Here is a 22,246-nt window from a genome sequence, read left to right as displayed (position 1 = left end):
CGCCTAGGGCCCTGGGTCCCGGAGCCGCCGCCGGGGTGTGGAGGGCGGGGCCTGCGGCGGGTGCACGTCGGTGGTCTTCAGGTGCCGCATGAGCGCCTCGTGGGCGGCCTTGGGCAGCGCATCGCGGAACGCCGGGGCGGAGGTGACGTGCGGCGCCGAGCCCTTCAGCGCGGCCGCCTGGGGCAGTACCTCCGCCACGTCCGCGCCGAGCTTCTCGGCGCATTCCGCCGTCTGCGGATCCTCGTAGTTGAACGGGGCCAGGACCTGGACGGGGTCCCGGTCGACCTCCCGGAGCCATTGGCCGATGTCCCGGTCCTTGACCGCCCACGGGTCGACGACGAGCAGCCCGGGCGCGCCCCCGAGGTCCTGCGGCGGCCCGTCCGCGCTCGCGAGAATGGAGTCGTGACCGAGTTCGCTGAGCACCTGCCTGGCGAAGGAGCCGATCGGCATCGTGTGCTTCTCGGTGCGGAACGGTGTCCACTCGCGGGGCGTCCGGCCGTAGTAGTAGGTGTCCCGGTCGGGCGGCAGCCGGCCGATCGCCTGCGCGGCCAGGGTGAGCCGGATCGCCGGGCGCGGCGATCCGGGCGCCGCGCCCGCGAACGGGCTCTGCACCGTCGCCAGCGCCGGGACCTCGCTGAAGGGAAGGGCGCATTCGGCGGCCCGGTCCTTGATGACGGTGGCCAACCGCAGCACGGTCTCCTTGTACTGCTCGCGGAACCGGCCCAGCTTCATGATCCCGTAGAGGCCCTCGCTGCCGTAGGCGGACGGGAACCCCGGCGGGATGTTCTGCAGGTTGTGCAGCGATTCCGGGATCTCGGTCATTTCCATCCGCGTCCACAGCGCCGGGATGATCGCCGGTGGGGTGTCCAGGCCGGCGGTCTGCGCGTGGTAGCGCTTCAGGAAGGCCGCCCATTCCCTGCCGCAGTACTCGCTGGTGAAGTAGGCGGGGGAGAACAGCGCGACGAAGACCCGGCAGTTCGCCAGCGCGTCCGCGAGCTGGTCCGGCCACTCGGTGCCCACGTCGATCTGCTTGTCCATGAAACCGGGATTAAGTGCGCCCGTAGCATGGCTTATGTCCTGGCAGAGATCGTTAAAGAACTTGGTTACCCAGCGGTCGTTGTCCTCGGGCCGGTAGCGCGGCCTGGCATAGCTCAGGAAGAAGTGCGGGCGCGCCTCTTCCACCTGCTTTCGTCCCGCCATGCCGCTCCCTCGGGGGTTTCATCATGTATAGCGGCAGGAGCGGCAAGATTACAGCCCGTCAAATGTGGAGTTTTACCGTTTCGGCCCCGGGTCTGAAACGTCCCAGGACTCCAGTGTCCGGCGCATCGTCGCAACGAACTGCTCGCCGAGCCCGGTCAGGGCCCCGCAGTCCTGGAGCGCGCCGGTCGCCGCCAGCGTCTTCGGATACCAGTCGCCGAAGTTCCGGGCGGCCTCGGCGGCGGTGTCCGGATCCGGGTCCCGCGCCCGCCGGAGCCAGAAGTCGGCGACGGCGACGTGCGCGTACGTCCCCTGCAGGAGCCCCTCCAGGGGACGCGGGTCCTGGCGCCAGGGCGCGTGGTACAGGCGGTCGTCGGCCTTGTCGTAGAGGTCGGCGAAGTCGAGGACGGCACCGAGTTTCACATGCTGGAACTCGTGCAGGATCAGCAGGCACAGCATCGCCGGGGTCTCGGGCAGCGCGATCGCGACCGACCCATAGGCGTCCCGCGCCGCCGAGCTGACGCTGGCGCCGGACGCGGGCGGGTCGAGCGGGACGATCGTCGTCAGCGCCTCGGAGATCGCGGGTGCATACTCCGCGTACTCCTTCTCCAGCAGCGTCCACGCCTCCTCGAAGAAGGCGTGCCACCGCGCGAACGCCGCGGCGTCCAGGCGCCCGGCGGCGGGGTGGTCGTGGCAGCCGCGGAACGGGTCGAGGTCGTCGAGCGCCACGGTGAACGTGCCGGCCGTCAGGTGGCGCACCGCGTCGAACCGTGTGGCGCCTTCCACGTCCAGGCTTCCGGCGTCCACGCGGACCCTGGTCTCCTGCCGCCCCGGCACTTCGTGACGTCCGATTCCCGGGAAGTAGACCGAGCCGTCGCGCACCGGGACGGGCAGGGTGAGATTCTCGGCCGCTCTGGCCGCGGCCAGGCATGCGACGGTGGCCAGCAGCCCGTCGTCCCGCTGCGGAGCGGGTCCCGGGCCGCCCGGCCGGTTCAGGGCGCGAAGCCGTTCCACGGCCCAGGCCCGCACGTAGGGGTGCGACAGCGCCCAGTCGTAGGCGTCGGAGTCCGCGGCCCCAATCCGCTTGATCGCCTCCCAGGCGTCCGATGGGGCGGTGGCGGCGCCGACGGCCGCGAGCAGGGACCGGCGGCCGATCGCCTGCGCGGTCCCGAGCCGGGCGATCGCCGCCCTGTCGCCGTGCCCCGTCGCCACCGACCGCACCACGGCAGGCGACAGCACGTGCGGCGCGCGGGTGGTCCGCTCCTGGACGTGGCCGATCAGCGCGAGAAGATCACCGCAGTAGACGCTGGGGTTCGCGAAACCGGTGCCGTCACCGCGGTACCGGTGGGCGAACAGCCCGCCTCCACAGGTGGCGACGACCGGGCATTCCCGGCACTTCTCGCACAGGGCCGCCAGCCCGCCCTGCCGTGCCCCGATGCCCGCGTGCCGCCCGACGTCGTCGATCGAGTGCCGGAACACGTCCATCCCGGTGTCCGGGGCGCCGTCGAAGGCCGTCTTCAAGGAGTCGGCCTGTTCGTAGGCGCCGTCGGTCTCCACGACCAGCAGGTCGCTGGCCTCCAGCCCGAGCGACTCGGTGAGGGCGGGGCCGCCCCGTGCGGTGCTGATGATCGAGTCGAAGATCCGCACCGGGACCGGCCGGCCGTCGTCGAGCCACCGGTCGGCGACCGCCTTCAGCCAGTCGCCGGTTCCGGCGGGCGGCGGGCGGTCCCAGGTGTGGTGCGGCCAGAGGAAGTCGATCGCGGGCGGTGCGTGCGCGATGAGCGCCTCGTAAACCGCGATCGGGTCGTTCGCGACGTCGACGGTGCACAGCAGCCCGGAGTAGCGGTCGGGATACTCGCGGCGGAGCAGGTCGATGGCGCGGACGGCCTTGTCGTAGCTGCTGCGCCCGTCCCGGTAGCGGCGGTGCCGGTCGTTGGCCGTCCGGTCGCCGTCGAGCGAGATGCCGACCTTGATGTTCTGCTCGCGGAACAGTTCACAGTACCGCCGGTCGAGCAGGACGCCGTTGGTGTGCATCCGCAGGTCGATCTCGCATATACCGCTGAGCGGCTTCCGCAGGGCGATGGCAAGGTCGCGCAGATGGCCTGCTCCGGCCAGCAGGGGTTCTCCGCCGTGCAGGACCAGGCAGACCTCCGTGAGACCGTGGGCTCGCACATGCTCGGCGATGCGCTCGGCCGTGCGCTCCATCGTGCGCACGGCCATGGCGACCGGACGCCCCCGCCAACTCTGGTCGGCGTGCTCGAATACATAGCAGTGGTCACATGCGAGGTCGCACCTGCTGTGCACCTTGAGCACGAATTGCCGGAACGGTGTTGACGGAGGCATGACGGCGTAATCTGATATCAGATGAAAGAGTTGAACGCCGCGACCCGGACGGCTTCTGAGCCCTCCCCGTTGACCTCTTCCGTTCTGGTCAGTCGCGCCACGATGCCGATCGCCTCGGGCTCGAACGCCAGCTCCTCCGGAGGCAGCTCCCGCAGGTCGGTGAGTTCCGCTGCGCCCGCTTCATCAACAAGAGTATTCATGGTTATCCATCCGGCAGGGTGACAGTGCGTGGCGACAGTATGCCCGTCCGTGGGTTCCGATATCGCGCGGACCGGCGTTATGGGACCCCTTGGGTCCCGCACCATCGAACTTTTGTGCGGACCAGAAATCCTCCACGCCCGGCAGCGTGCCACAATCCAGTTTCATTGTCTCCATTTTTGGCGCGTCCGTTATCACGTCGCCGCACGGGTCCCACCTCATTGGACCGGCTCCGGCGCCCGTCCCCTGGTCACAACATCCTACGATCCGGTGGCCAATGTCGGACATCTCGTAACTGTGGACTTCTACACACAACCTTGACGCGGACAAGAGCTGACATTCCACTCAAAGTGTGGAGGCACTTGCCGAATCACACTATCCTGCTCTTTTCCGGGCGGCGGACACCAGTGCGGTCACCGGGCAGCACAGGCTGCTCGTCGCGACCGGGATGCGACTCGTCGCGCTACTCACCGCCGCCGTGATGGGGACGCTCACCCTCGAGGTGAGCAGGGTCGACGCGGCGGCGCTGCTGGCGGCCACGGGACTCGGCGTGGGCCTGGTCATCGAGGTCTACCTGCTGACGGAACGTCCCGACCGGCAGTGGTACGAGGCGCGCGCGGCAGCGGAGTCCGCCAAGACTCTGGCGTGGCGGTTCGCGGTGGGCGGTCAGCCCTTCGGGGTGGACGAGGACGACCACACCGCCGAGTCGCTGCTGCTGCACCGCTTCTCGGTCATTCGAGGCAACCTGCGTGCGCTGGTCATCGACGCCGACGGCGACGGCGGGCTCCAGGTCACCGACGAGATGCGGGAGCTTCGCGCGCAGGACCTCGACGGGCGCAGGCGCGCCTACCGGACCGGCAGGATCGAAGACCAGTATCGCTGGTACGCCCGCCGCTCAGCGCAGCACGGGCGAAGCGTCGCACGCTGGTCGGTCTTCCTCGCCTCCCTGGAGGCGTGCGGCCTGGTCGCGGCCGTCCTCAACGCGGTGGGGATGCTCGGCCTGGACCTGCCGGGCATCGTGGGCGCCATCGCGGCCGGCGGGCTCGCCTGGGTGCAGACGCGCCAGCATCAGCAACTCGCCACCGCGTACGGCATCGCAGCGCAGGAACTCGCCGAGATCGCCTCACGGGTCGAGTGGCCCGGCACCGACCCGGAGTGGGCGCACTTCGTCGACGAGGTCGAGGAAGCGATATCCCGGGAGCACACCCTCTGGTGGGCTTCCCACGTGTAGATCACGGACCTGGTGGAAACCATCCTGCGGCCGCGGCGAACGGCCACCGGAAGACGAACGGCCACAGGAAGAGGAGGGAGGGAGGTCTATGCGGATCGCCATCACCGGGCATCGGGATCTCGACGAGCCGACCACCGTCATGGTGGACGAAGCGATCCGCAGGGAGCTTCGGGCTCGCGGCACACGCGACATCGTGGGCGTGTCCTGCCTGGCCGCCGGAGCCGACCAGATCTTCGCACGCGCCGTGCTGAGCCTCGGGGGGCGTCTGGACGTCGTCATCCCCGCCACCGGCTACGCCGCGGCGCTGGGGCCCCGGGCACGGGACGCCTTCGAGGAGCTGAAGGCACACGCCTCACGGGTACGGGCGCTGCCACACCTCCTCCCTGGACCTGGGCCCTACCGGGAGGCGGGACTGATGATGCTCGACCGGGTCGACCATCTCATCGCCGTATGGGACGGGACCCCGGCCAAGGGCAGCGGCGGAACCGCCGAGATAGTCCAGCACGCCCGGGGGCGGGGCGTCGCCGTACACGTCATCTGGCCCCAGGGCGCTCGGCGGACCGGTGTGTCAAGGGAGTGATTTGGCGACGTTCAGGCCGGGGTGGCGGGGTTGTGACGGCGAGTTGTGACGGCGAGGTGTGCGCCCGCGGGGCCGGTGGTTCGTCTTGAGTCGAGGTTCCGGGGCCGGGTTCTAGGGGGCCGACTTGGCGGTGTGCACGTCGGGGGTGCTCGGGGTGATGACGGCGATGCGGGCGCCCGCGGGGTCCGTCAGGATGGACAGGCGGCCGCGGTCGATGTCGGTCGGCGGGACGTGGATGTGCGCGCCCAGCTCGGCGGCGCGCTCGACGAAGGCGGCGCAGTCGGCGACCCAGAAGTAGGGGGCCCAGTGGGACGGTGTGTCGGGCGCCCACCGTTCCTCCAGGGAGACCATGCCCGCCACGGAATGGCCGTCGACCTTCCACTCGGTGTAGGTGGGCACGTAGTAGGCGCGGTCGACGGCCTCCCAGCCGAACACCCGGCCGTAGAAGCGGCGGGCTTCGTGGATGTCGGGAGACGACAGCTCGACCCAGCACAGGGCGGACGGCTCGTCCACCACCTCGGCGCCCTTGAGGTCGTAGCCCCGCCAGAGGGCGAAGTCGGCGCCCTGCGGGTCGGAACAGTGGGCCAGCCGGCCGAGGCCGGCGATGTCCACGGGTTCCACGAGCACCTGGCCGCCGGCGGCGCGGACCCGGTCGAGCGACGCGTCGAGGTCGTCGGTGCGGAAGTAGACCGTCCAGGACGATTGCTGGGTGTCGTCCACGAGCTCGTACATCCCGCCGATCGCCGGGCCCTGGACGTCGCCGATGGTGAAAACCTCGTACTCCCCCACCTCGCCGGTGGTCAGCGTGTAGGCGTACCAGTCGAACACCTCGCAGTAGAAGTGCTTGGACGCCTCCAGATCCGGAGTGGCCAGCTCCACCCACGACGGGAACCCGGCGAGGTACTCGGTCACCTCGGGCATGGCACGCCTATCGCAGCTCGCATACCTTCACGCTAGGTCGGCGTGCGCAATTTCCGGACGGCAGAACGACCAAGCGCCTTCTATGTTTCGGACGGCCACCGCGGACCGGCCCTACTGGTCGTCGTCGGCGAGGCCCGTCGCGCGGAACTCCCCGGATCCGGTGCGGAGCTCCTCGGGGTCGCGGTCGGACGGCCGCGGGGTCTCGGGGCCGTCCGGCCCGGCGCGGACGATGTACTCGACGCGGACCACGCGGAAGAGCCGCCCGAGGACGGTGACCTCGGTGCGGCGCGTCCCGTCCCGGAGGTGGGCGGCTGCGGCGCGGTACTCGGCGAGGACGGCCGGGGAGGGCCGCAGCATCTTCGGCACCAGCGTGTCAAAGTACGCGGCGAGGTGGTCGCGGACGCGGGCGGGGCTGTGCAGGAAGGGGCCGTGCGGCGGCCACGTCCCGTTCTCCCGCTCGGCGGCGGCGAACCTGGTGGCGAGGCGGACGACGCCGGGGTGGGTCGCCAGCGCACGGCGGGCGTCGCGGGTGACCTCGGACGGGACGCCGGGCCCGCCGGGGACGTGCTCGCCGAGCAGCTCCGCGCCGCTCATCGGCCGCGCGGGCGGCAGCAGGCCGTGGTCGAACCGGTCGGGATCGCGGCGGGTGCGGGGTTCGGGGAGGTCGTCGGGGTCGGTGGGCCGCGGCGGCTCGGGTCCGTCCGGGCCGAACCGGCAGAACCTGTCGGCGCGGACGACGCGGAACACCCGCCCGGCCACGGTCACCTCGTCGAGGTGCCCGTGTTCGAGGAGCGCGGCCCCTTCGCGGTAGGCCGCGTGGTCCGCCCCGGTGGAGTGGAACCGGACCATGTTCCGGAACCACCAGGCGAGGGACTCGCGGGCGTCCTGCGGGGACATCCGCTCCATTCCCGACATCATCCAGCCGCCGGGGACCTGTTCCATCACCCCGTACGTGGAGCCGTACCAGAGGACGACGGGACGGGTCCGCCGCGCCAGTTCGTCGCCGAGCCGGGGCGGGCGCGCCCCGGCCGGCAGGGATGGGGGGAGATCACCGGCGAGAGCCGCACCATCGCTTCCTGCCATGCCCTCCATCGTCACAGGGACGGCGTGGCGCCGCCCGCGATTCGGCGATCTCGATCGCCGGCCGTGACGCAGGACACGTGAATCGGCGGGGTCAGGACTTGCGCGCCCCGATGGCGGCCGCGATGGCGGGCCAGCTGCGCTTCAGCTCGCGCTTCCAGTACTTCCAGTTGTGCATGCCCGGCCCGTACAGGTGCGAGGTGACGGGGACGCCCGCCTGCTTGGCGGCGGCGACGAAGTTCTCGGCCATCACGCCGGAGAGCTGCTCGCCGATGCGGCCCGCGTTGTGCGGCGGCGTGTCCGGGCTGTCGAACGGCCCCGGCTCGCCGTTGCCGGACGAGACGTAGACGCCGATGCCCTTGAGCTTGGCCACGTTGACGGCCGCGTCGTGCTCGCGCCAGTTGCTCCGCGCGGTGATCGGGTCACCCCAGATCGAGATGCCCGACTCCCGGTTCATGGCCGTGAGGATGGCCGGCATGCCGGGTGCGCTGATGTTGAGGGCGCCGCTGTAGGACGCGGCGTACTTGAACGTCCCGCGGTGCCGCTCGGCGTAGATCATCGCGCCCTGCCCGCCGGACGACAGGCCGATCGCGGCACGGGTCGCCCCGGCGTGGAAGTTGCGCTCCATCAGCGGGATGACCTCGCGGATGTGGAAGGTCTCCCACTCGGGGATGCCGCCCCTGCCGCCGTTGTACCAGTTGGCGTAGGAGCCGTTCCAGCCGCCCTCGGGCATCACGACCATCGCGTTGTACGGGCCGATGGTCTGCTCGATGTCGGAGTCCTTCGTCCAGGACGTGTAGTTGTTGTTGCCGCCGTGGAAGGCGTACACGGTCGGCCACGTCTTGGTGGCGTTCGCGCTCCACCCCTTGGGGACCATCACGCGCGTCTTCACCTTCGCGCCGAGCGCGGGGGACGCGATCTCGACGTCGAAGATCCGCGAGTTGATCTTCTTGACGCCGGTGATGGTGGCGCCGTTGGGCGCCTTGGCGTACTTGCCGGACCCGGCGCCCGCGGGCAGCTTCGGCTTCTGGCCGCGGTTGCGGGCGTTGGTGTCGGGGTCGGTGGGCGCGGGCCCGCCGCCGCCCGTCTGGAACGGGTTGGTCCCGGTCGGCACGTCGGGCAGCTTGACCGGCTTGGCCGACTTCGTCGGCTGCGCGGCGGCGCCCGGCGCCGACGGCTGCGCCGCGGGGCCGAACGAGGGCACCGGTTCGGAGTCGCCGACGGCGTCCGACAGCTTCTTCGGCACGCCCACGCCGGCCTGCGCGAGGCCGACCATGACGGCGGGCAGCAGCACGGCCGCCGCCGCGGTGCCCGCGATGGCGATCTTCCTGTCGGTACGCTTCTTCATGGACTCCCCAGACGGCCCGGGCCACGGCGGCCCGATGCTCCCATCCATACGCCCGACGAAACTACTGTCCCCGTCGTCACACCCGCAAGTATTGGGCATTGAATGCAATAAAGGCGAGATGATCCGTCACGCCACGTGATGTGCCGCCCGTCACACCGTGCGTCATGGACGGATCGACTGCGCGTGCCGGAAAACGTTCAGCGGATCCCAATACCGCTTGACCTCCTGCAGTTTCGCGTAGGCGTCCTTGTAGTAGAGCGTCGCCGACGGCTGGCCCGAGCCGTTCCAGCGCTCGTCGTCCAGGTCGGTGTCCGGATACCCGATGTAACAACCGTCTGTGACGTCGCCTCCGGCGATGGGGACGCCGCCCGTCCCGGCGAACGTCGCCCGGTAGGTGTCGCGGATCCACGCGAGGTGGTCGTCCTCGTGGGCGTCGTGCCTCGTCCAGTAGACCTGGTACTGGAGCTTCAGGATGGAGTCGCGCTGCCGCACCGCCGTGTCGTGCAGGGGCCGGTTGATGGCGCCGCCGTAGGAGTCGACCTGGATGAGCGCCTGCTTGTTCACGTAGCCGGTGTACTCCTCCTTGCCGAGGTAGGCCCACATCGCGTCGATCTGCTGCCTGGTGAACGGCTTCCGCAGGTAGGCGGACTTGTACTTCCCGCAGCGGTTCTCCCCGCTCGCGTTCAGTGTCTGGGTGGCCGTAAGCCACGGCATCACCCTGGGAATGTCCATGTGGACGAAATGCTCGCCCATCACCGACCGCATTTTCGTCGCCGCCGGCCCGATTCGGCCGTCCACGGCCTGGATGAAGTCGGTCATCGCCTGCGGCCCGTCGGGGTCGTCCACGTCGACCTGGGCGAGAAGCCCGATCTGGCCGTTGCTCACATGGTTGAGCTTGAGCAGTGCGAACAGCTTGCCGGCCGCCGTGGACGCGTCCTGATGGTCGCGGAAGTACTCCCCGTACGCGGTCACGAGCGCGGTGAACTCGTCCTTGGTGAAGTCCTTCCAGTCCCAGGCGAGGGCGGTCAGCAGCACCTGTTTCGGCGGTTCGGGCAGCCCCCGGAACCAGAACCGGGTCACGACACCGAAGTTCCCGCCCCCTCCCCCGGCGTGCGCCCACAGCAACTCCCGTAGGCGCTCGTCCTCGTCGTCCCGCCTCGCCACGACGAGCTTGACCGACTTGTCCGCCCTGACCACCGCCACCTCCACCGCGTAGAGGTAGTCGACGGTGAGCCCGTGCTGACGTGACAGCAGCCCGAACCCGCCCGCCGGGATGTGCCCGCCGAGCCCCACCGAGTAGCAGGACCCGCCGGGCAGCGCCTTCCCGCTGACCGGATACAGATGGCTGTAGACGTGCCAGTTCGTCGCCCCCGCCCCGACGCAGTACGCCTGCATGTCGCCGTCGTAGGACACCCCGCACATGGGGCTGACGTCCAGGATGACCCGCACGTCCTTACCGCAGACGAAGTCCTCGTAGCAGTGCCCGCCGGACTTCACCGTGATCCGCGTCCGCTCCGGGTCCACCGCGACCTCGTGCACCGCCTCCGCCAGCGCCGCCCGCGCCTCCTCGGGCGTCCGCACCAGCCGCACGTACTCCGGCTCGGCGATCCACCGCTGGTTGAACCCCCGGCTCAGCGCCGGATACCGCTTGTCACCGGGCCGGACGACGGTCGTGGGCAGTGTCGAGATCTCACTCATCGATTGCATCGCCTCCGCGCCGCAGACACCAACGCGAAGAACCCTTCCCCGCCGACCCCGCAAAGCAATCGATCAGTGACAGACGGTTAGCTTCCCGGAGAGGTCGCTCCCAGGTCGGCCAGAAGGGCGTCGGCCACGGCCTCCTCCAGGATCGCGGCGCCGGAGGCCGTCAACGCCTGCGCCAGACCGCCGTCCCAGGGCGCCTCGGTCACCCGCCCCGGCGACGGGTGCGGCCCCGGCGTCACGTCCAGTGCCGCCTTGTAGTCGCTGGACGACATGCGCCACGGCCTGGCCTGGGTCTTGGCCATGACATAAGCGGCGATCCGCAGACCTTCACCGTCGAAATCGCCGTGGTAGTGGAGCGCCGTCCCATCGCGGCCGATCGCGCGCAGGAGGCGAATGACGGCGCTGTTCGGCCAGCCCGAGGAGCACACCAGCGGAGGGCAGCGATCCCCGAACCGCCGCAGGGCGAGCGCGAGGACGGTGGGGTTCTCGGTCACCCGCACATCAGGAACGTCCAACCGGAGATCGGGCGAGTCGCTCAACTGCTGGAGGGTCACCACGGATGCCTGGCCTGCGTCCGCCCACAGCCGGAGAGTCTGCGCCAGTACTCCCCGGCCGGGCGGTCTCAGGCCCGCGACCAGGACGGTCGTGGACAACGCGTCGCACTCGACTCCCGCGTCCTGCCACAACGCCCTGCGCTCCTGCGCGTCTCCCGGCGGCGCCGCACCCTGGAGCGCGGCCAGCGCACGCAGAACGAGGCCGGTAAGGCGGTGCCCGTCGTCCAGGGCGTGCGAATCGCCCAGGACGTCGGTGGCGAACGACGCGAGCGGCCGTCCGTCGGACGGCAGTGCCGCCAGCACGCGGAGGGCCTTTTCGAGCAGGGCGCGCGTGGCCGGGACCGACGCCGATACGAGCCCCTGGCGCCGGACGTCCGCGACCCACCCGAGCAGCGCCGGTTCGGCCGCGACCACGGGATGCCGTTCCAGCCATGCCCACAGCTCGTCCCGCTCGCGCTCCTGTTCTCTCCTGTCGCGCGCCCGGTCGCCGATGGGCCCGCGTATCTCCTCGGTGACCGTCCTAGTGTCGGAGCCGGAGATCTCCAGGAGGACGGCGTCCAACCGCGCCACGGACAGCGAGACCGTGGCCGGCGGGTAGCGGTCCATCCCGAGGAGGTCGGCCAAGGCGGCTCGCTGGGCGTCGTCCAGGTCCTTGAGCGTGACCCGGCTGACCTGGACGCCCGTGGAGAACCGCCGGTGCAACTCCGCCCACAGTGGCCTCAGGTCGGCCGCCCGGAGCCGATCGGGAACGCTCATGCGAGCGCGTCGCCTTCCATGGTCTCGGTGTCGGCGGCTTCATTGTCGGCGGCTTCACTGTCGGCGGCTTCACTGTCGGCGGCTTCCGTGCGGTGCCCGTCCCAGACGAACCGGGCGGTCGTCACGGCGTCGTCGCCGTCGCCGGTGATGAGCTGGTGGATGGCGATGCCGTCGAGTTCGCGGTAGTCGCACCATTCGTGGTCGGACGTGAGGACCAGGTCGAGTTCCAGGTTCACCAGCAGGTCGAAGACCTGTCCCCGGTTGGCGGTGTCCACGCCGACGAAGACCTCGTCGAGCAGGATGAACCGGGGGCAGCGGGGATCGGTCTGGTAGTGCGCCGCGACCGCCGCGAACAGCGGCAGGTGCAGCGCGATGGCCTTCTCCCCGCCGGACAGCGCGCCGTGCAGCTTGCGGGTGAGGTCCTGCCAGCCCTTGCCGTCGCCGCGTTCGAGCCGGACGGTGAAGCGGTGCCAGGCCGTGTAGTCCAGCACCTCCATGAGCTGCTCCTCCCAGCTCGCCGCCGTGTTCGCGGCCCGCGCCTCCTCCACCCGGTCGCGGAAGAACCGGTACAGGGCCTCCCGGTCCTCCTCGTTCAGCCGGGTCGGGTCGCGCAGAAGCAGGTCGCGGGCGGCGCGTATCCCGGCGCTCTGCTGCGGGTCCACCTGCCAGACCAGCCGGACCGCCACCCGCGACGCCGTCCGGACGCGTTCGAGCCGGCGGTTCATGCCCTCGACCAGGTCGTTCGCCTGCCGGATGCGGTCGGCCAGGTGCCTGCGCGTGTCCCCGGCGAGCGTCCGGTCGAACAGGTCGCGTTCCTTGTCGGTGATGTCCTGCCGCCGCTGGTCGCGTTCCGCGCGCAGGGCCGCGCTCAGCTCCGCCGCGCCGACGCGCACCCCGTTCATGGTGGCGGTGAGCACCTGCACGTCGTCGTCCTGGACGAGTTCGAGGTCGGCCTGGTCAGCGAGGACGTCCCGCGCATGGTGCATCGCCTCGGACAGCCTGGCCTCCGCGTCCCGCACGTTCTTCGGCTCATGCGGCGTCTTGTCCAGCGCCGCGCTGACCGAACGCGCGCATTCGAGCGTGGCCTGCACTCCGCCGTCCGGGGCGAGCGAGACGTCGAGCCCGGCGTCCGCCGCCAGATGCCCGCCGGCCAGATGCCGGAACCGCTCGGCCACCTCGTCTCGCACGCGGACGGCCTCGTCCCGCGCCCGCTCGGCCGCCGCGACCGTGGCTCTCAGCTCGCCGATGCGCGTCCCGAGGTCGTCGAGTTCGGCGCGGAGTTCCTGGCAGCGGGCGCGGCAGCGGTCGGCTTCGGCCTTGGTCTCCCGCAGGCCGTCCAGCACCTGCCGGTGCTCCGCACCGATCGAGGCATCGATGGTCGCCACCCGCTCGGCGAGTTCCGCGGCGGTCTCCATGGCCTCCACCGCGCGGGTCCGCGACTCCGCGGCGGTGCGCTCGTAGTCCCGGGCCGACCGGTCCGCGTCGGCGGCACGGACGCGGGCGGCGACCAGGGCCGTGCAGTGGTCGACCCACCGGTTCCCGGTCTCCCGCGCGTCGCGGACACCGCGCACCAGCGTCTCCAGCGCCTGATCGTTCGTGGGCAGCCCGTGCTCCGCGCCGAGCGCGGTGAGGTCCCGCAGCGCCGCGGTCACGGCCTTCTCGCGGTCGTGCAGCCGCTTCTCGTCCCGCTCGTGCTCGTCGCCGCACCGCGCCACGGCCCGGTCCGCCTCGTCCCTCGCCCGCGCGGCCTCGATCACCGGCCGGTGCGGGGGCCGGTCGCCGAGTTCCGCCCGCAGTGCGGCGCGTGCGGCGTCCACGCCGCGGAGTGCCTCGTCGCAGTCGGCGGCCTCCTGCCCGAGGGCGTCGATCTCCGCGTCCAGTTCTCCGATGCGGCGGCGCCGCGCCCGTTCGCGTGCGGTCGCGCCGATGAACGCCGGTTCGGGTTTCCGCCACCGGCCGGTCACGGTGCCGAGCCGCCACGACCCGTCCGCGCCGACGGCGGCGAGGTGGTCGGCCTCCAGCGCGGTCCCGCCGTACGCGACACCCGCCAGCACGCCCGTCAGCACCTCCGGCGGAACCCCGGCGTCCGGCTCGGGCACCAGGACGTCGGCCAGGCTGGGGCCGGGGCCGGGACGGGCGAGGAGACGCGGCGCGAACGCGTCGTGCTCCTCGCGGAGCAGCGAACCGTCCGGCATGACCCACACGTCCAGCATCCCCGCCGCCTCCAGCGCGGCCTCGATGCCCGCCTGGGTCTCGGGGGCGACGTCGGCGGCGAACGCGACGAGCGTCCACAGCGGTCCGCCGGGACGGCCCCCGCGTTCGGCGGGCCGCGTCCGGAGCGGCTGCGGCGCGATCGTCCGCCGCCGGTTCAGCTCCTCGCGTTCCCGTTCCCGGACGGCCAGCCGTTCCGCGACGTCGTCGCGCCGCATGCGCAGCTCGCCCTCCTCCTGGGCGAACCGCTCGATCGTCCGGGCCCGCGCCGCGAACACGATCTCGTCGCATTCCCGCTCGTCCTCGACGGCCTCGGCCAGCGCCTCGCCGTCGAGTCCGGCGAGGTGCACGCAGGCCCGCGCCCAGCGGGCGAGTTCTTCCGCGAGCCCGTCCCGGGCCGTGGTGTAGGCGGCGCGGGCGGTGTCGCGCCGCCCGGTCGCCTCCTCCAGGCGGGCGCGGCTCGCGTCCCGGTCGGTCTCCGCCTCGGTGCGCCGCTCCAGCGCCCGCCGGTGCCGGTCGATCGCCTCCTTCAGGTCCGCGATCTGCTCCTCCCGGCTCCCGGCGGCGGACCGGATCAGGTCCCGTGCGCGCCGGGCCGCCGCGTCCGCCGCCGTCTCGTCCACGGCGGGGGGTACGGACGCGCGGGGCGTCTCACCGTCGATGGCGGCGTGCATCGCGTCGGCCGCCTCCCGATGGACGGCCGCCAGGCCGGCCCGGTCGGCGGCACGGGCGGCCTCCTCGGCGGCCTGGTCGGTCAACGAACGCCGTGTGGACGCGTCCGAGAGGGCCCGGTCGGCCGTTTCGCGGCGGCTCTGCGCCTCCTGCGCATGGCGTTCGGCGACCTTCCGGCTCTCCGTCACCGCCGCATCGGCCTTGCGGGCGCTCTCCCGCAGCGTGGCGAGGTCGCGGCCCGCGCGGTAGGCGTCGCTCTCCAGCAGGGCCTCACGGCGGGCGCCGAGCCTCCTGGCGAGTTTCTCCTCGTCCTCCAGCAGCCCGGCCGCCCGCGTGTGCTCGGCGACTGCGCGTTCGTAGTCGGCGCGGCCGGTCTTCGCCTCGTCGGTCAGGCGGCCCATCGCGGTTCTCGCGGAGATGAGGCGGGCCGCGGCGGCGCGGAGGACGCGCTGGGCGTAGGTGCGCTGGCGGGCGGCGAGGCGGTCGGCCTCCTGGACGTGGCCGTCCAGCCGCCGCAGGTCCTCGCGCTGCCGGTCGAGGCGCTCGAACCCCTCGGCGATCTCGTGGATCTCCCCTTCGCCGAGCGGCGGCAGCGCGCTGGACAGCAGGTCCGACAGCAGGCCGGGGTCGAGGCGCTCGGAGAGCTTGGGGGTGCGGAGCTGCCGCAGCGCGGTGAGCAGCGAGTCGTAGCGCTGCTCGGTGAGGCCGCCGTAGAGGGTCCGCCGGACGGTGGTGCGGTAGGCGTCCGCCGACTCGTGCACCTTCCCGTGCTGCCCGATGGCCTCGGCGAGGTGGGCGCGGGTGAGGGGCTGGCCCGCGTCGCCGGTGAGCGCCAGGCCGCCGGGGACGCCGACGCGCTGCTCCGTGGTGAAGTACGCGACGGTGACGTTCTTGGTGTTGGCGGTGGCCTGCAACCGGGCGCCGCAGGTGAACCGGCGGGGGCCGTCGGCGAATTCCAGCCAGACATACCCGACGCGGGTCTTGCCGGTGTGGCCGTCCCCCATGAGGTTCCAGTGCATGGTCCGCTCACTGCCGCCGAACGTGGACAGGCGGCTGGGTTTCAGGCTCGCGTCCAGGAGATACGGCAGCAGCAGTTCGAGGACCTTGGACTTGCCGCTGCCGTTGGGCCCGCGCAGCAGCAGCCGGCCCTTGTGGAACTCGAAGACCTCGTCGTAGTACCGCCAGACGTTGAGGATCCCGGCGCGGACGGGCCGCCAGCGTGCAGGCGGTGCCCCGGCGGGCACGAGTTCGGTGACGGTCATGGCTCCTCGCGGTTGACGGTGTACCGATGGGCGGCGGGCATGGCGTGGACGAAGCCGCCCTCATCTCTCGCCAGCCCGAACCCGGTCAGGACGGCAAGGGCGTCGCTGGCGAGCCGCTCGGTGCCGCCCTCGGACTGGTACGCCATGGCCCAGCGCGGACGGCTCGCAAGGAGGCGCGCGGCCTCGTCCACGAGCCCGTCCATCGGCAGCGGCCCGGCTTTGACGAGTTCGTCCAGCAGCAGGAGGGCGGCCACCTTCGCGTGGTTGCCGTCGTCGGGGAACTTGGAGTCGGTGGCGAGGGCGTCGGGGTCGACGAGCAGGTAGCCCTCGGCGCGTTCCTCGAACTCCAGCCCCGCCTCCTCCGCCGCCCTGCGCAGGATCTGCCGTCCGGTCAGCGAGGCCGCGTAGGCGAGTTCGGCCTCGCTGAGATCGTCGCGGTAGACGACGGGGTCGTCCAGCAGTCTGCGCAGCAGCGAATGCCTCGCCCACAGGTTCCGCTGCGTCTCGGTGGAGTCGTCGGAGCCGTAGCGACGCTCGACGGTCAGGTCCCCGAGATCCGGCCAGTCCGTCTCCGGCAGCCGCGACGGCGCGACGGGCGCCGACAGCAGCCGGATGACCCGCGTCGCGTCCACCCGGTAGAGGACCTTGGCCTCGGCGCTGTCGAGGAAGGCGTCGGTCGCGCCGTCGACGGCCGTCACGGCGCCGTGCTGTTCCAGCAGTTTCAGCGCGTCGACGAAGGCGGCCCGCTCGTCGCCCCGCACGGGGTCGAAGGCCGGGACGCCGTCGTCGGCGGCGGCCGCCTGCACCACCCGCTGGGCGAGCATGCCGATCGTCGTGACCGGCGCGGCGAGGGCCTCGGCGGCGGCCAGGCACAGCAGCGTGTACCTGCGCCGGTCGAACGGCGCGCGGGTGGAACGCCGCCTCCGCGCCGGACGGGACGGATCGGCGTCGCCCCGCACCTTCACCAGCCGGGCATAGCCGAGCCGAGGTTCCACGAGCAGCCGCCAGCCGCAGAAGTAGTCGAACCACGGCGCGAGCGCCGAATGGCGGCGGCGGACGAGGTCGAAGTCGTCCGGATCGGTGTGGATGGAGATCAGCGGCCGGCCGAGCAGCAGCCGGATCGCCCGCGCCATCTCTTCCCGCTCCGCCTGGGCGAGCTGGTTCTTCAGCCTGCTCATGCCTGCCTCCCGTGGGGGGCGACCCCCCACACCCCCCGGTTCGCTGCGCTCATGCGCCCGACACCCTGCGGAACGGCCCGGCTGCGAGGAAGCGGATGTCCACCAGGTAGTCGGGGCCTTGGAGGCGTCCCTTCGCCGTGCGCAGTTCCGCGGTTCGGCCGTCCGGGGGCGGCCACAGCCGCACCTCGATACGGCCGTCCGAGGTGAGCGCCCGCCGCAGCCCGTCCGAGTCGGGACGCGCCGCGAGGGCCCGGCCGATCAGGTCCAGGAGCCGGCGCAGCGTGTCGTGTTCGACCCGTCCGAAGGCCGACAGCCGCAGCGCCCCGTCGGTGGCGAGCCGGTGCCAGGCCGCCTCCAGCTCCGCCCGCTCTCGCCGGGCACGCTCGCGCCGCTCGGCGCGCAGGGCCTGGACGTCGCGGACCTTGGCCGTCCGCCCCACCCGCTCGGTGCGCCCGCTGGTGCGCAGTAGCGCCGACACCTCCACGGGCGGCGTCTCCTCCCAGCTCGCCGCTGTGGGGATGGGCTCGCCGTCGGCGTGGGCGAGGTGGGCGTGCCGCGCAGACGTCAGCCCGAACGCCGTCCCCCACAGCCGGTGGGCGTCGTCCTCGGACGGCGCGTTGGCGAACCACCGGGCCAAGGTCCGGAAGTCGGACGCGGCGCTGGACGACCGCCGCCGCGACTCGGTGATCCGGTCGAGCACCTGGAGCAGCGACACGATCGCCCGTCGCGCCACGTCGTGCAGTTGCCGGACCCGTGGCGTCCCCTCCTCCGGCCGGAACCACAGGAGGAGGCCATCCCATTTGGCCCTGCGCGCGGCCAGCCACGCGACCGCGGGGTCGTCACCTTGCAGCGGCGGCAGCTCCGCGCCGTCCAGCGCCCGGCCGTGCAGGACGCTCACGCCGCGCACCTCCACCTCCTCTAGCGCGGCACTGATCGCATCGGCGCGCATGTCCAGGTTGGTGACGAACTCCTGCAGATAGGCGACCGTCGCCCCCTTCACGTCGTTGAACGTCGTGAGGTCGGCGCCCTCCGCCCGCATCAGCCGCTGCAGCTCGCCGTTGAACGATTTGGTGTTGTTGCGCAGCGCGTCGAGGTGCCCCTCCAGCTCCTGCAGCGTCGTGAAGATCCTGCGGTTCACGCCTGGGTCGTCGTCCTTGAGCAGCTCGCCCAACTCCCCGAGCCGGTCGGCGATCGCGTCCAGCACGGCCGTCTGCAGCGCCCCGGACGAACTCAGCACGGCCAGCGCGTGCTGCACCCCCGCGAACGCCGCCTCGCCCTTGCGCGTCAGCGAGTACTGGAGGTTCTTCCGCTCGTACTCCTCGGCCGTCGCGTAGCTGCCGGCGTGGTTCTGCACGACGTCGAGGAGCCCCCACGAGGCGAGCTGCCCGAGCGCCCGCGTCAGCCCGGCGTCGTCCACGGGCGCGTAGAACCCGACCTGCCGCAGCCGCTCCCGCACCTGGTCGAACGTCAGCGACGTCTCCAGCCGCTCGTTCGCCTCCCCGAACGCGTACATGACCGCCGTGTGCAGGTCCGCGAGCCCGGTGGTGGTGAAGTCGAACATCCCTTCCGGCACCCGCGGCAACGCCATCCCCCGCTCTCCTCTCGGCACGACTCACGGGAACGGATCGAGCCTACGCATGTCCCCCGGCGAAATTCTCCAGCACGGAGATCTGGAGATGGGCGGCGCAGCAGGAACCAGGAGAACGCAGAAGTGCACGAGCACAGACTTCCCCGGGAACCGGGTCGAGCCCGGCCGCCGTCTACGCGGCCGCTTTCAGCAGCAGGTAGCCGGCCCGGCCAGGCTCATTGATCCGATATCTCCAGGAGCCGCTGGCGGAGGACGTAGCCGTCCGTGGCCCTGATGAACACGTCATCGCCCCGGACCGCCATCCATATGGGGCGGTCCGGATCGGCGATGATGCCGAAAGCCGGGAACTCGCGCCTCAGCTTGGCGAGGTAGGCCGCCGTGCTGGGCCGCCAAGCCCGGTAGGCCGAGGCGTTCAAGCGGGGGCTCCCAGATAGCCCTTGATCATCACCAGGGCGTCGGTGATGCGCTCGGACTCGGCGATCGGCTGCTGCCACGACGTGAAGAACCAGTAGCGGTTCCCGTCCTCTTCGTTAGGCCGGCAGGTGACGGTGTCGCCCGCGACCCCTCGGGCTCCGCAGCAGGTCCGCGCGGTGGACGTCGTGTTCCGGACGACCAGCCCTCCGGCCACGTGGTGAGTCGTGAAGCCGTGCGCCCTCAGGTGCATTTCGAGCGCCTTCAACCGCACGTACGACTCGACGGCTGGGGACTCGTGCTCGGGAATGCTCACGGCCGCCTCCTCGTGGACTCGGCAAGAGCGATCCGCTCGGACAGCCGGGTCTGGGCGTCGCAGAGCAGCCACAGTTCGCCTTCGTCCTGCGCCCGCACCTCGTTCAGGCAGCCGTTGAGCGTCTGGTAGTCGCTCAGGCCGGTGAGGCGGTGCGCACGGAATCCGTCGTCCAATCGCTCACCCCGCCAATCGGACATCGGGGGCAATTGCCCTGTCTTTTCGTAATTATTCGATATCGACCTCTTTGACATGTCGGGGACCTCGTTGTCTGTCGTTGCGGCGAAAAGTTTGCGAACAGCCTCATGGTCCGGGTTAAAGTGCGCCAGTGACCGTTCCACACCGCCGGTCAAGTTGAGCCAAGATCAACTCAACCAGCCCTCGCTGGTCAACTCCCCGGAGGCTCCAAATGGGTGAAAATCGAGCGCGCACCTTCTTCGGCACGGAACTCCGCCGCATGCGTGACAAGGCCAGACTTACAGGCAAGGAGCTCGCCGACGCTCTCGGCTGCACCCCGCAGTGGATCAGCACGATGGAGAGCGGCCGCAAGGTATCTGAACAGAGCGCACAAGATCTCGATACCTTCTTCAGGACGGACGGCCTATTTCACCGCCTTTGGAAGCTCGCCAATGAAGTCGAGGTCCAGACCACTCTCCCGCCGGGCTTCGTCGAGTATCAGGAGCGCGAGAAGAAAGCTGATGCCGTCAGGGTCTACTCGGCACTCTTGGTAAATGGTCTCTTCCAAACCGAGGACTACATTCGTTCCATGATGGCGTCCCTCGACGGCCCCAGCATTGACGAACTCGTACAAGAACGACTCAGGCGACAGGAAATTCTTACGAGGCAAGACAGCCCTCATGTGTGGTTCACCCTCGATGAGGGAGTCCTCCGGCGGGTAGTCGGCGACAAGACAGTCCTGCGCGAGCAGCTCCGCTTTCTACTGGAACTAAGCGAGCGCCCCAACACGATGATCCAGGTAGTCCCACAGGACGTGGGCTACTACCCCGGCCTGACCGGAAGCTTCACTCTTCTCGGCTTCAACGACGGCATAAATGTCGCTTACACAGAGTCAGCGGGAATGGGCATGCTCATTGAACAGCCGACGAGGGTACCCGAGTATGTCGTACGGTATGACTTGCTGAGAGGCTACGCACTGCCTGTCGGCGAGTCGCGAGCCTTGATAACTGCTGTCATGGAGAGCCTATGAAGGACATGCCCAGCGTTCACTGGCGTAAGAGCAGCTACAGCGACCATTCCGGGGGGAACTGCGTCGAGGTGGCAGGTCTCTGGCGTAAGAGCAGCTACAGCGGCCATGAGGGCGGCGACTGCGTTGAGGTGGCGGACCTTGCCCCCATGGTCGGTGTGCGTGACTCCAAGGATCCGGAGGGGCCGAAGCTGACCTTCAGTGCCTCGGCATGGTCGGCGTTCACCCGCTCGGTCAAGAGCAGCGCGCACGACCTCACCTGACGCCCCCCGCTCGACTCCGCGAGCCCTCGGCCAGATGCGGCCGGGGGTTCGTCACATTGAGGCCCCTGCCATGCACACGGCCATCACCGCGCGCCGCCCCTCCTGGGACAGTCTCCGTTGTCGGTAGTGCCCGGCCCCCTCACGTCCGCGGCACGATCCGGTCTCCGGTGCCGTGACCCCGGCGGGGTGGGGGCCGGGGTCACGGTGGTGGGACCGGCTCGGCTGACGTCAGGCCGAGCCGGTCACCGGAGGTCAGGCCGCGGCGAAGTCGTACGTCGCGGTGACGGTGGCGGAGCCCGGGCACAGCCAGCCGCTGGTCTTGTTGACCGTCTGGTCGGCGAACGTGGCGGTGACCGGGAGGTCGGTGCCGCTGAAGCTGCCGGACAGGTTGCCGCCGTAGGTGCAGCCGATGGCGCTCATCGAGAAGCCGTTGAGGCTCGCGACGCCGTTGTTGAGGCTGCCGGACCACGGCAGGTTGTTGGGCGTGACCGTGACGCCGCAGCCGCTGACCGAGGCGGAGGTGATGGTGAGGTTGCCGTTGGCGTCGATGGTGCCGCTCAGCGTCGAGCCGGTGCACTCGGCGGCGATGCCCGCGTCGATGACCATCGTGCCGTTGAGCGTGGCGGTGAAGTCACCGGCCGTCCAGGCCATAGCGGGGGTGGCGGTCACGGCGACGGTGAGGGCGGCCGCGGCGGTGGTCGATGCGATCGCGGCCAGCTTCTTCGTGGTGCGGGACAAGGTGGTCCTCATTTCGAACGGTGGGCGTCGCGCCTGCACCCGAAGGAACGGGGTGGGAGCCCTTCGACCCATGCGCCACCACGCCCGTGGCCAATGGACGGCGGGGGCGGCATGTTTCGAGGACGGGAGCCGGAGCGGCCGTGTCCGCATCGACACGGGCCCCAACGAGTAGAACGCGTTCTATTAACAAGGTAAGCAAAGGTGATGTTCTGGTCAATACCCAATCAAAGTATCCGGTATTCCGGTCACAACTCGGCCGTAAATCGCGATACGAGATGTCCATAAATCGACGTCACCGGCTCGTCGCCCCGGCAAGGACGGTCACGCTCCGCACCCAGGAGAGGCCGGGCCGAAACCCCTCGGTACCAGCACGGGAACCGACCCGGATGAGAACCTGTTACAGCTTGAACAGCGCATCTCGATGGGCCATTGAAATTTCACAACGGCATCGATTGATCTGAACCGGGGCCGCGGCGACCCGGCCCGCGGGAACC

19 protein-coding genes are annotated in these 22,246 nt (G+C 70.7%); 4 read left to right on the top strand and 15 right to left on the bottom strand.

Going from position 1 to position 22,246, the window contains the following annotated elements:
* Nucleotides 1-3 precede the first annotated feature (3 nt).
* The 3 genes from E1289_RS01795 to E1289_RS01785 form a co-directional block, all read right to left on the bottom strand.
* Entirely contained in the window at nt 4-1,200 is a 1,197-nt protein-coding gene (locus E1289_RS01795; protein ID WP_131974535.1) for a TIR-like protein FxsC, read from the bottom strand.
* Nucleotides 1,201-1,272: 72 nt separating this feature from the next.
* Nucleotides 1,273-3,540 carry an FxsB family cyclophane-forming radical SAM/SPASM peptide maturase gene (locus E1289_RS01790; protein ID WP_131974533.1) on the bottom strand — a complete coding sequence of 756 codons (2,268 nt, stop codon included), beginning with the start codon at nt 3,538-3,540 and terminating at the stop codon, nt 1,273-1,275.
* 17 nt (nt 3,541-3,557) lie between these two features.
* Nucleotides 3,558-3,740, bottom strand: a complete 183-nt coding sequence (locus E1289_RS01785) for a hypothetical protein (RefSeq protein ID WP_131974531.1) — start codon at nt 3,738-3,740, stop codon at nt 3,558-3,560.
* A gap of 350 nt (nt 3,741-4,090) precedes the next feature.
* Here E1289_RS01785 and E1289_RS01780 point away from each other — a divergent pair, with 350 nt between their 5' ends.
* On the top strand, nt 4,091-4,969 hold the full coding sequence (locus E1289_RS01780; RefSeq protein ID WP_131974529.1) for a DUF4231 domain-containing protein: 879 nt from the start codon (nt 4,091-4,093) through the stop codon (nt 4,967-4,969).
* A gap of 88 nt (nt 4,970-5,057) precedes the next feature.
* Nucleotides 5,058-5,549 (top strand): hypothetical protein, encoded by a 492-nt coding sequence (locus E1289_RS01775; protein ID WP_131974527.1) that lies wholly within the window; start codon nt 5,058-5,060, stop codon nt 5,547-5,549.
* 111 nt (nt 5,550-5,660) lie between these two features.
* Here the strand turns inward: E1289_RS01775 and E1289_RS01770 are convergent, their stop codons facing one another.
* The 11 genes from E1289_RS01770 to E1289_RS37930 all read right to left on the bottom strand — a co-directional run bounded on the left by E1289_RS01770 (nt 5,661) and on the right by E1289_RS37930 (nt 19,723).
* Nucleotides 5,661-6,470, bottom strand: a complete 810-nt coding sequence (locus E1289_RS01770; protein ID WP_131974525.1) for a VOC family protein — start codon at nt 6,468-6,470, stop codon at nt 5,661-5,663.
* A 111-nt stretch (nt 6,471-6,581) separates the two neighbouring features.
* On the bottom strand, nt 6,582-7,553 hold the full coding sequence (locus E1289_RS01765; RefSeq protein WP_131974523.1) for a DUF5954 family protein: 972 nt from the start codon (nt 7,551-7,553) through the stop codon (nt 6,582-6,584).
* Nucleotides 7,554-7,644: 91 nt separating this feature from the next.
* A complete protein-coding gene (locus tag E1289_RS01760) occupies nt 7,645-8,898 on the bottom strand; it encodes an alpha/beta hydrolase-fold protein (protein ID WP_165970294.1) in 1,254 nt (417 codons plus the stop codon).
* A gap of 162 nt (nt 8,899-9,060) precedes the next feature.
* Complete coding sequence (locus E1289_RS01755) at nt 9,061-10,596, bottom strand: BBE domain-containing protein (protein ID WP_131974519.1); 1,536 nt, start codon at nt 10,594-10,596, stop codon at nt 9,061-9,063.
* 86 nt (nt 10,597-10,682) lie between these two features.
* A complete protein-coding gene (locus E1289_RS01750) occupies nt 10,683-11,912 on the bottom strand; it encodes a TIGR02679 family protein (protein ID WP_131974517.1) in 1,230 nt (409 codons plus the stop codon).
* Nucleotides 11,909-16,057 (bottom strand): TIGR02680 family protein, encoded by a 4,149-nt coding sequence (locus E1289_RS01745; protein WP_131974515.1) that lies wholly within the window; start codon nt 16,055-16,057, stop codon nt 11,909-11,911. The genes E1289_RS01750 and E1289_RS01745 overlap by 4 nt, the downstream gene beginning before the upstream one ends.
* On the bottom strand, nt 16,054-17,235 hold the full coding sequence (locus E1289_RS01740) for a TIGR02678 family protein (RefSeq protein ID WP_131974513.1): 1,182 nt from the start codon (nt 17,233-17,235) through the stop codon (nt 16,054-16,056). Before E1289_RS01740 ends, E1289_RS01745 begins: the two co-directional genes overlap by 4 nt.
* Nucleotides 17,236-17,284: 49 nt before the next feature.
* Complete coding sequence (locus E1289_RS01735; RefSeq protein ID WP_207928719.1) at nt 17,285-18,823, bottom strand: TIGR02677 family protein; 1,539 nt, start codon at nt 18,821-18,823, stop codon at nt 17,285-17,287.
* Nucleotides 18,824-19,038: 215 nt separating this feature from the next.
* Complete coding sequence (locus tag E1289_RS01730) at nt 19,039-19,239, bottom strand: hypothetical protein (protein WP_131974511.1); 201 nt, start codon at nt 19,237-19,239, stop codon at nt 19,039-19,041.
* Entirely contained in the window at nt 19,236-19,550 is a 315-nt protein-coding gene (locus E1289_RS01725) for a hypothetical protein (protein WP_131974509.1), read from the bottom strand. The genes E1289_RS01730 and E1289_RS01725 overlap by 4 nt, the downstream gene beginning before the upstream one ends.
* On the bottom strand, nt 19,547-19,723 hold the full coding sequence (locus tag E1289_RS37930) for a hypothetical protein (protein WP_165970293.1): 177 nt from the start codon (nt 19,721-19,723) through the stop codon (nt 19,547-19,549). Before E1289_RS37930 ends, E1289_RS01725 begins: the two co-directional genes overlap by 4 nt.
* A gap of 233 nt (nt 19,724-19,956) precedes the next feature.
* Here E1289_RS37930 and E1289_RS01720 point away from each other — a divergent pair, with 233 nt between their 5' ends.
* Entirely contained in the window at nt 19,957-20,754 is a 798-nt protein-coding gene (locus E1289_RS01720; protein ID WP_131974507.1) for a helix-turn-helix transcriptional regulator, read from the top strand.
* Nucleotides 20,751-21,014, top strand: coding sequence for a DUF397 domain-containing protein (locus E1289_RS01715; RefSeq protein ID WP_131974505.1), 264 nt, complete (start codon nt 20,751-20,753; stop codon nt 21,012-21,014). Before E1289_RS01720 ends, E1289_RS01715 begins: the two co-directional genes overlap by 4 nt.
* 252 nt (nt 21,015-21,266) lie before the next feature.
* Here the strand turns inward: E1289_RS01715 and E1289_RS01710 are convergent, their stop codons facing one another.
* Nucleotides 21,267-21,752, bottom strand: coding sequence for a hypothetical protein (locus tag E1289_RS01710; RefSeq protein WP_131974503.1), 486 nt, complete (start codon nt 21,750-21,752; stop codon nt 21,267-21,269).
* Nucleotides 21,753-22,246: the final 494 nt, after the last annotated feature.

The organism is Actinomadura sp. 6K520 (assembly GCF_004349245.1).
In the GTDB taxonomy this organism is placed as follows: Bacteria; Actinomycetota; Actinomycetes; order Streptosporangiales; family Streptosporangiaceae; genus Spirillospora.
This window is presented reverse-complemented; position numbering and strand designations above follow the sequence as displayed.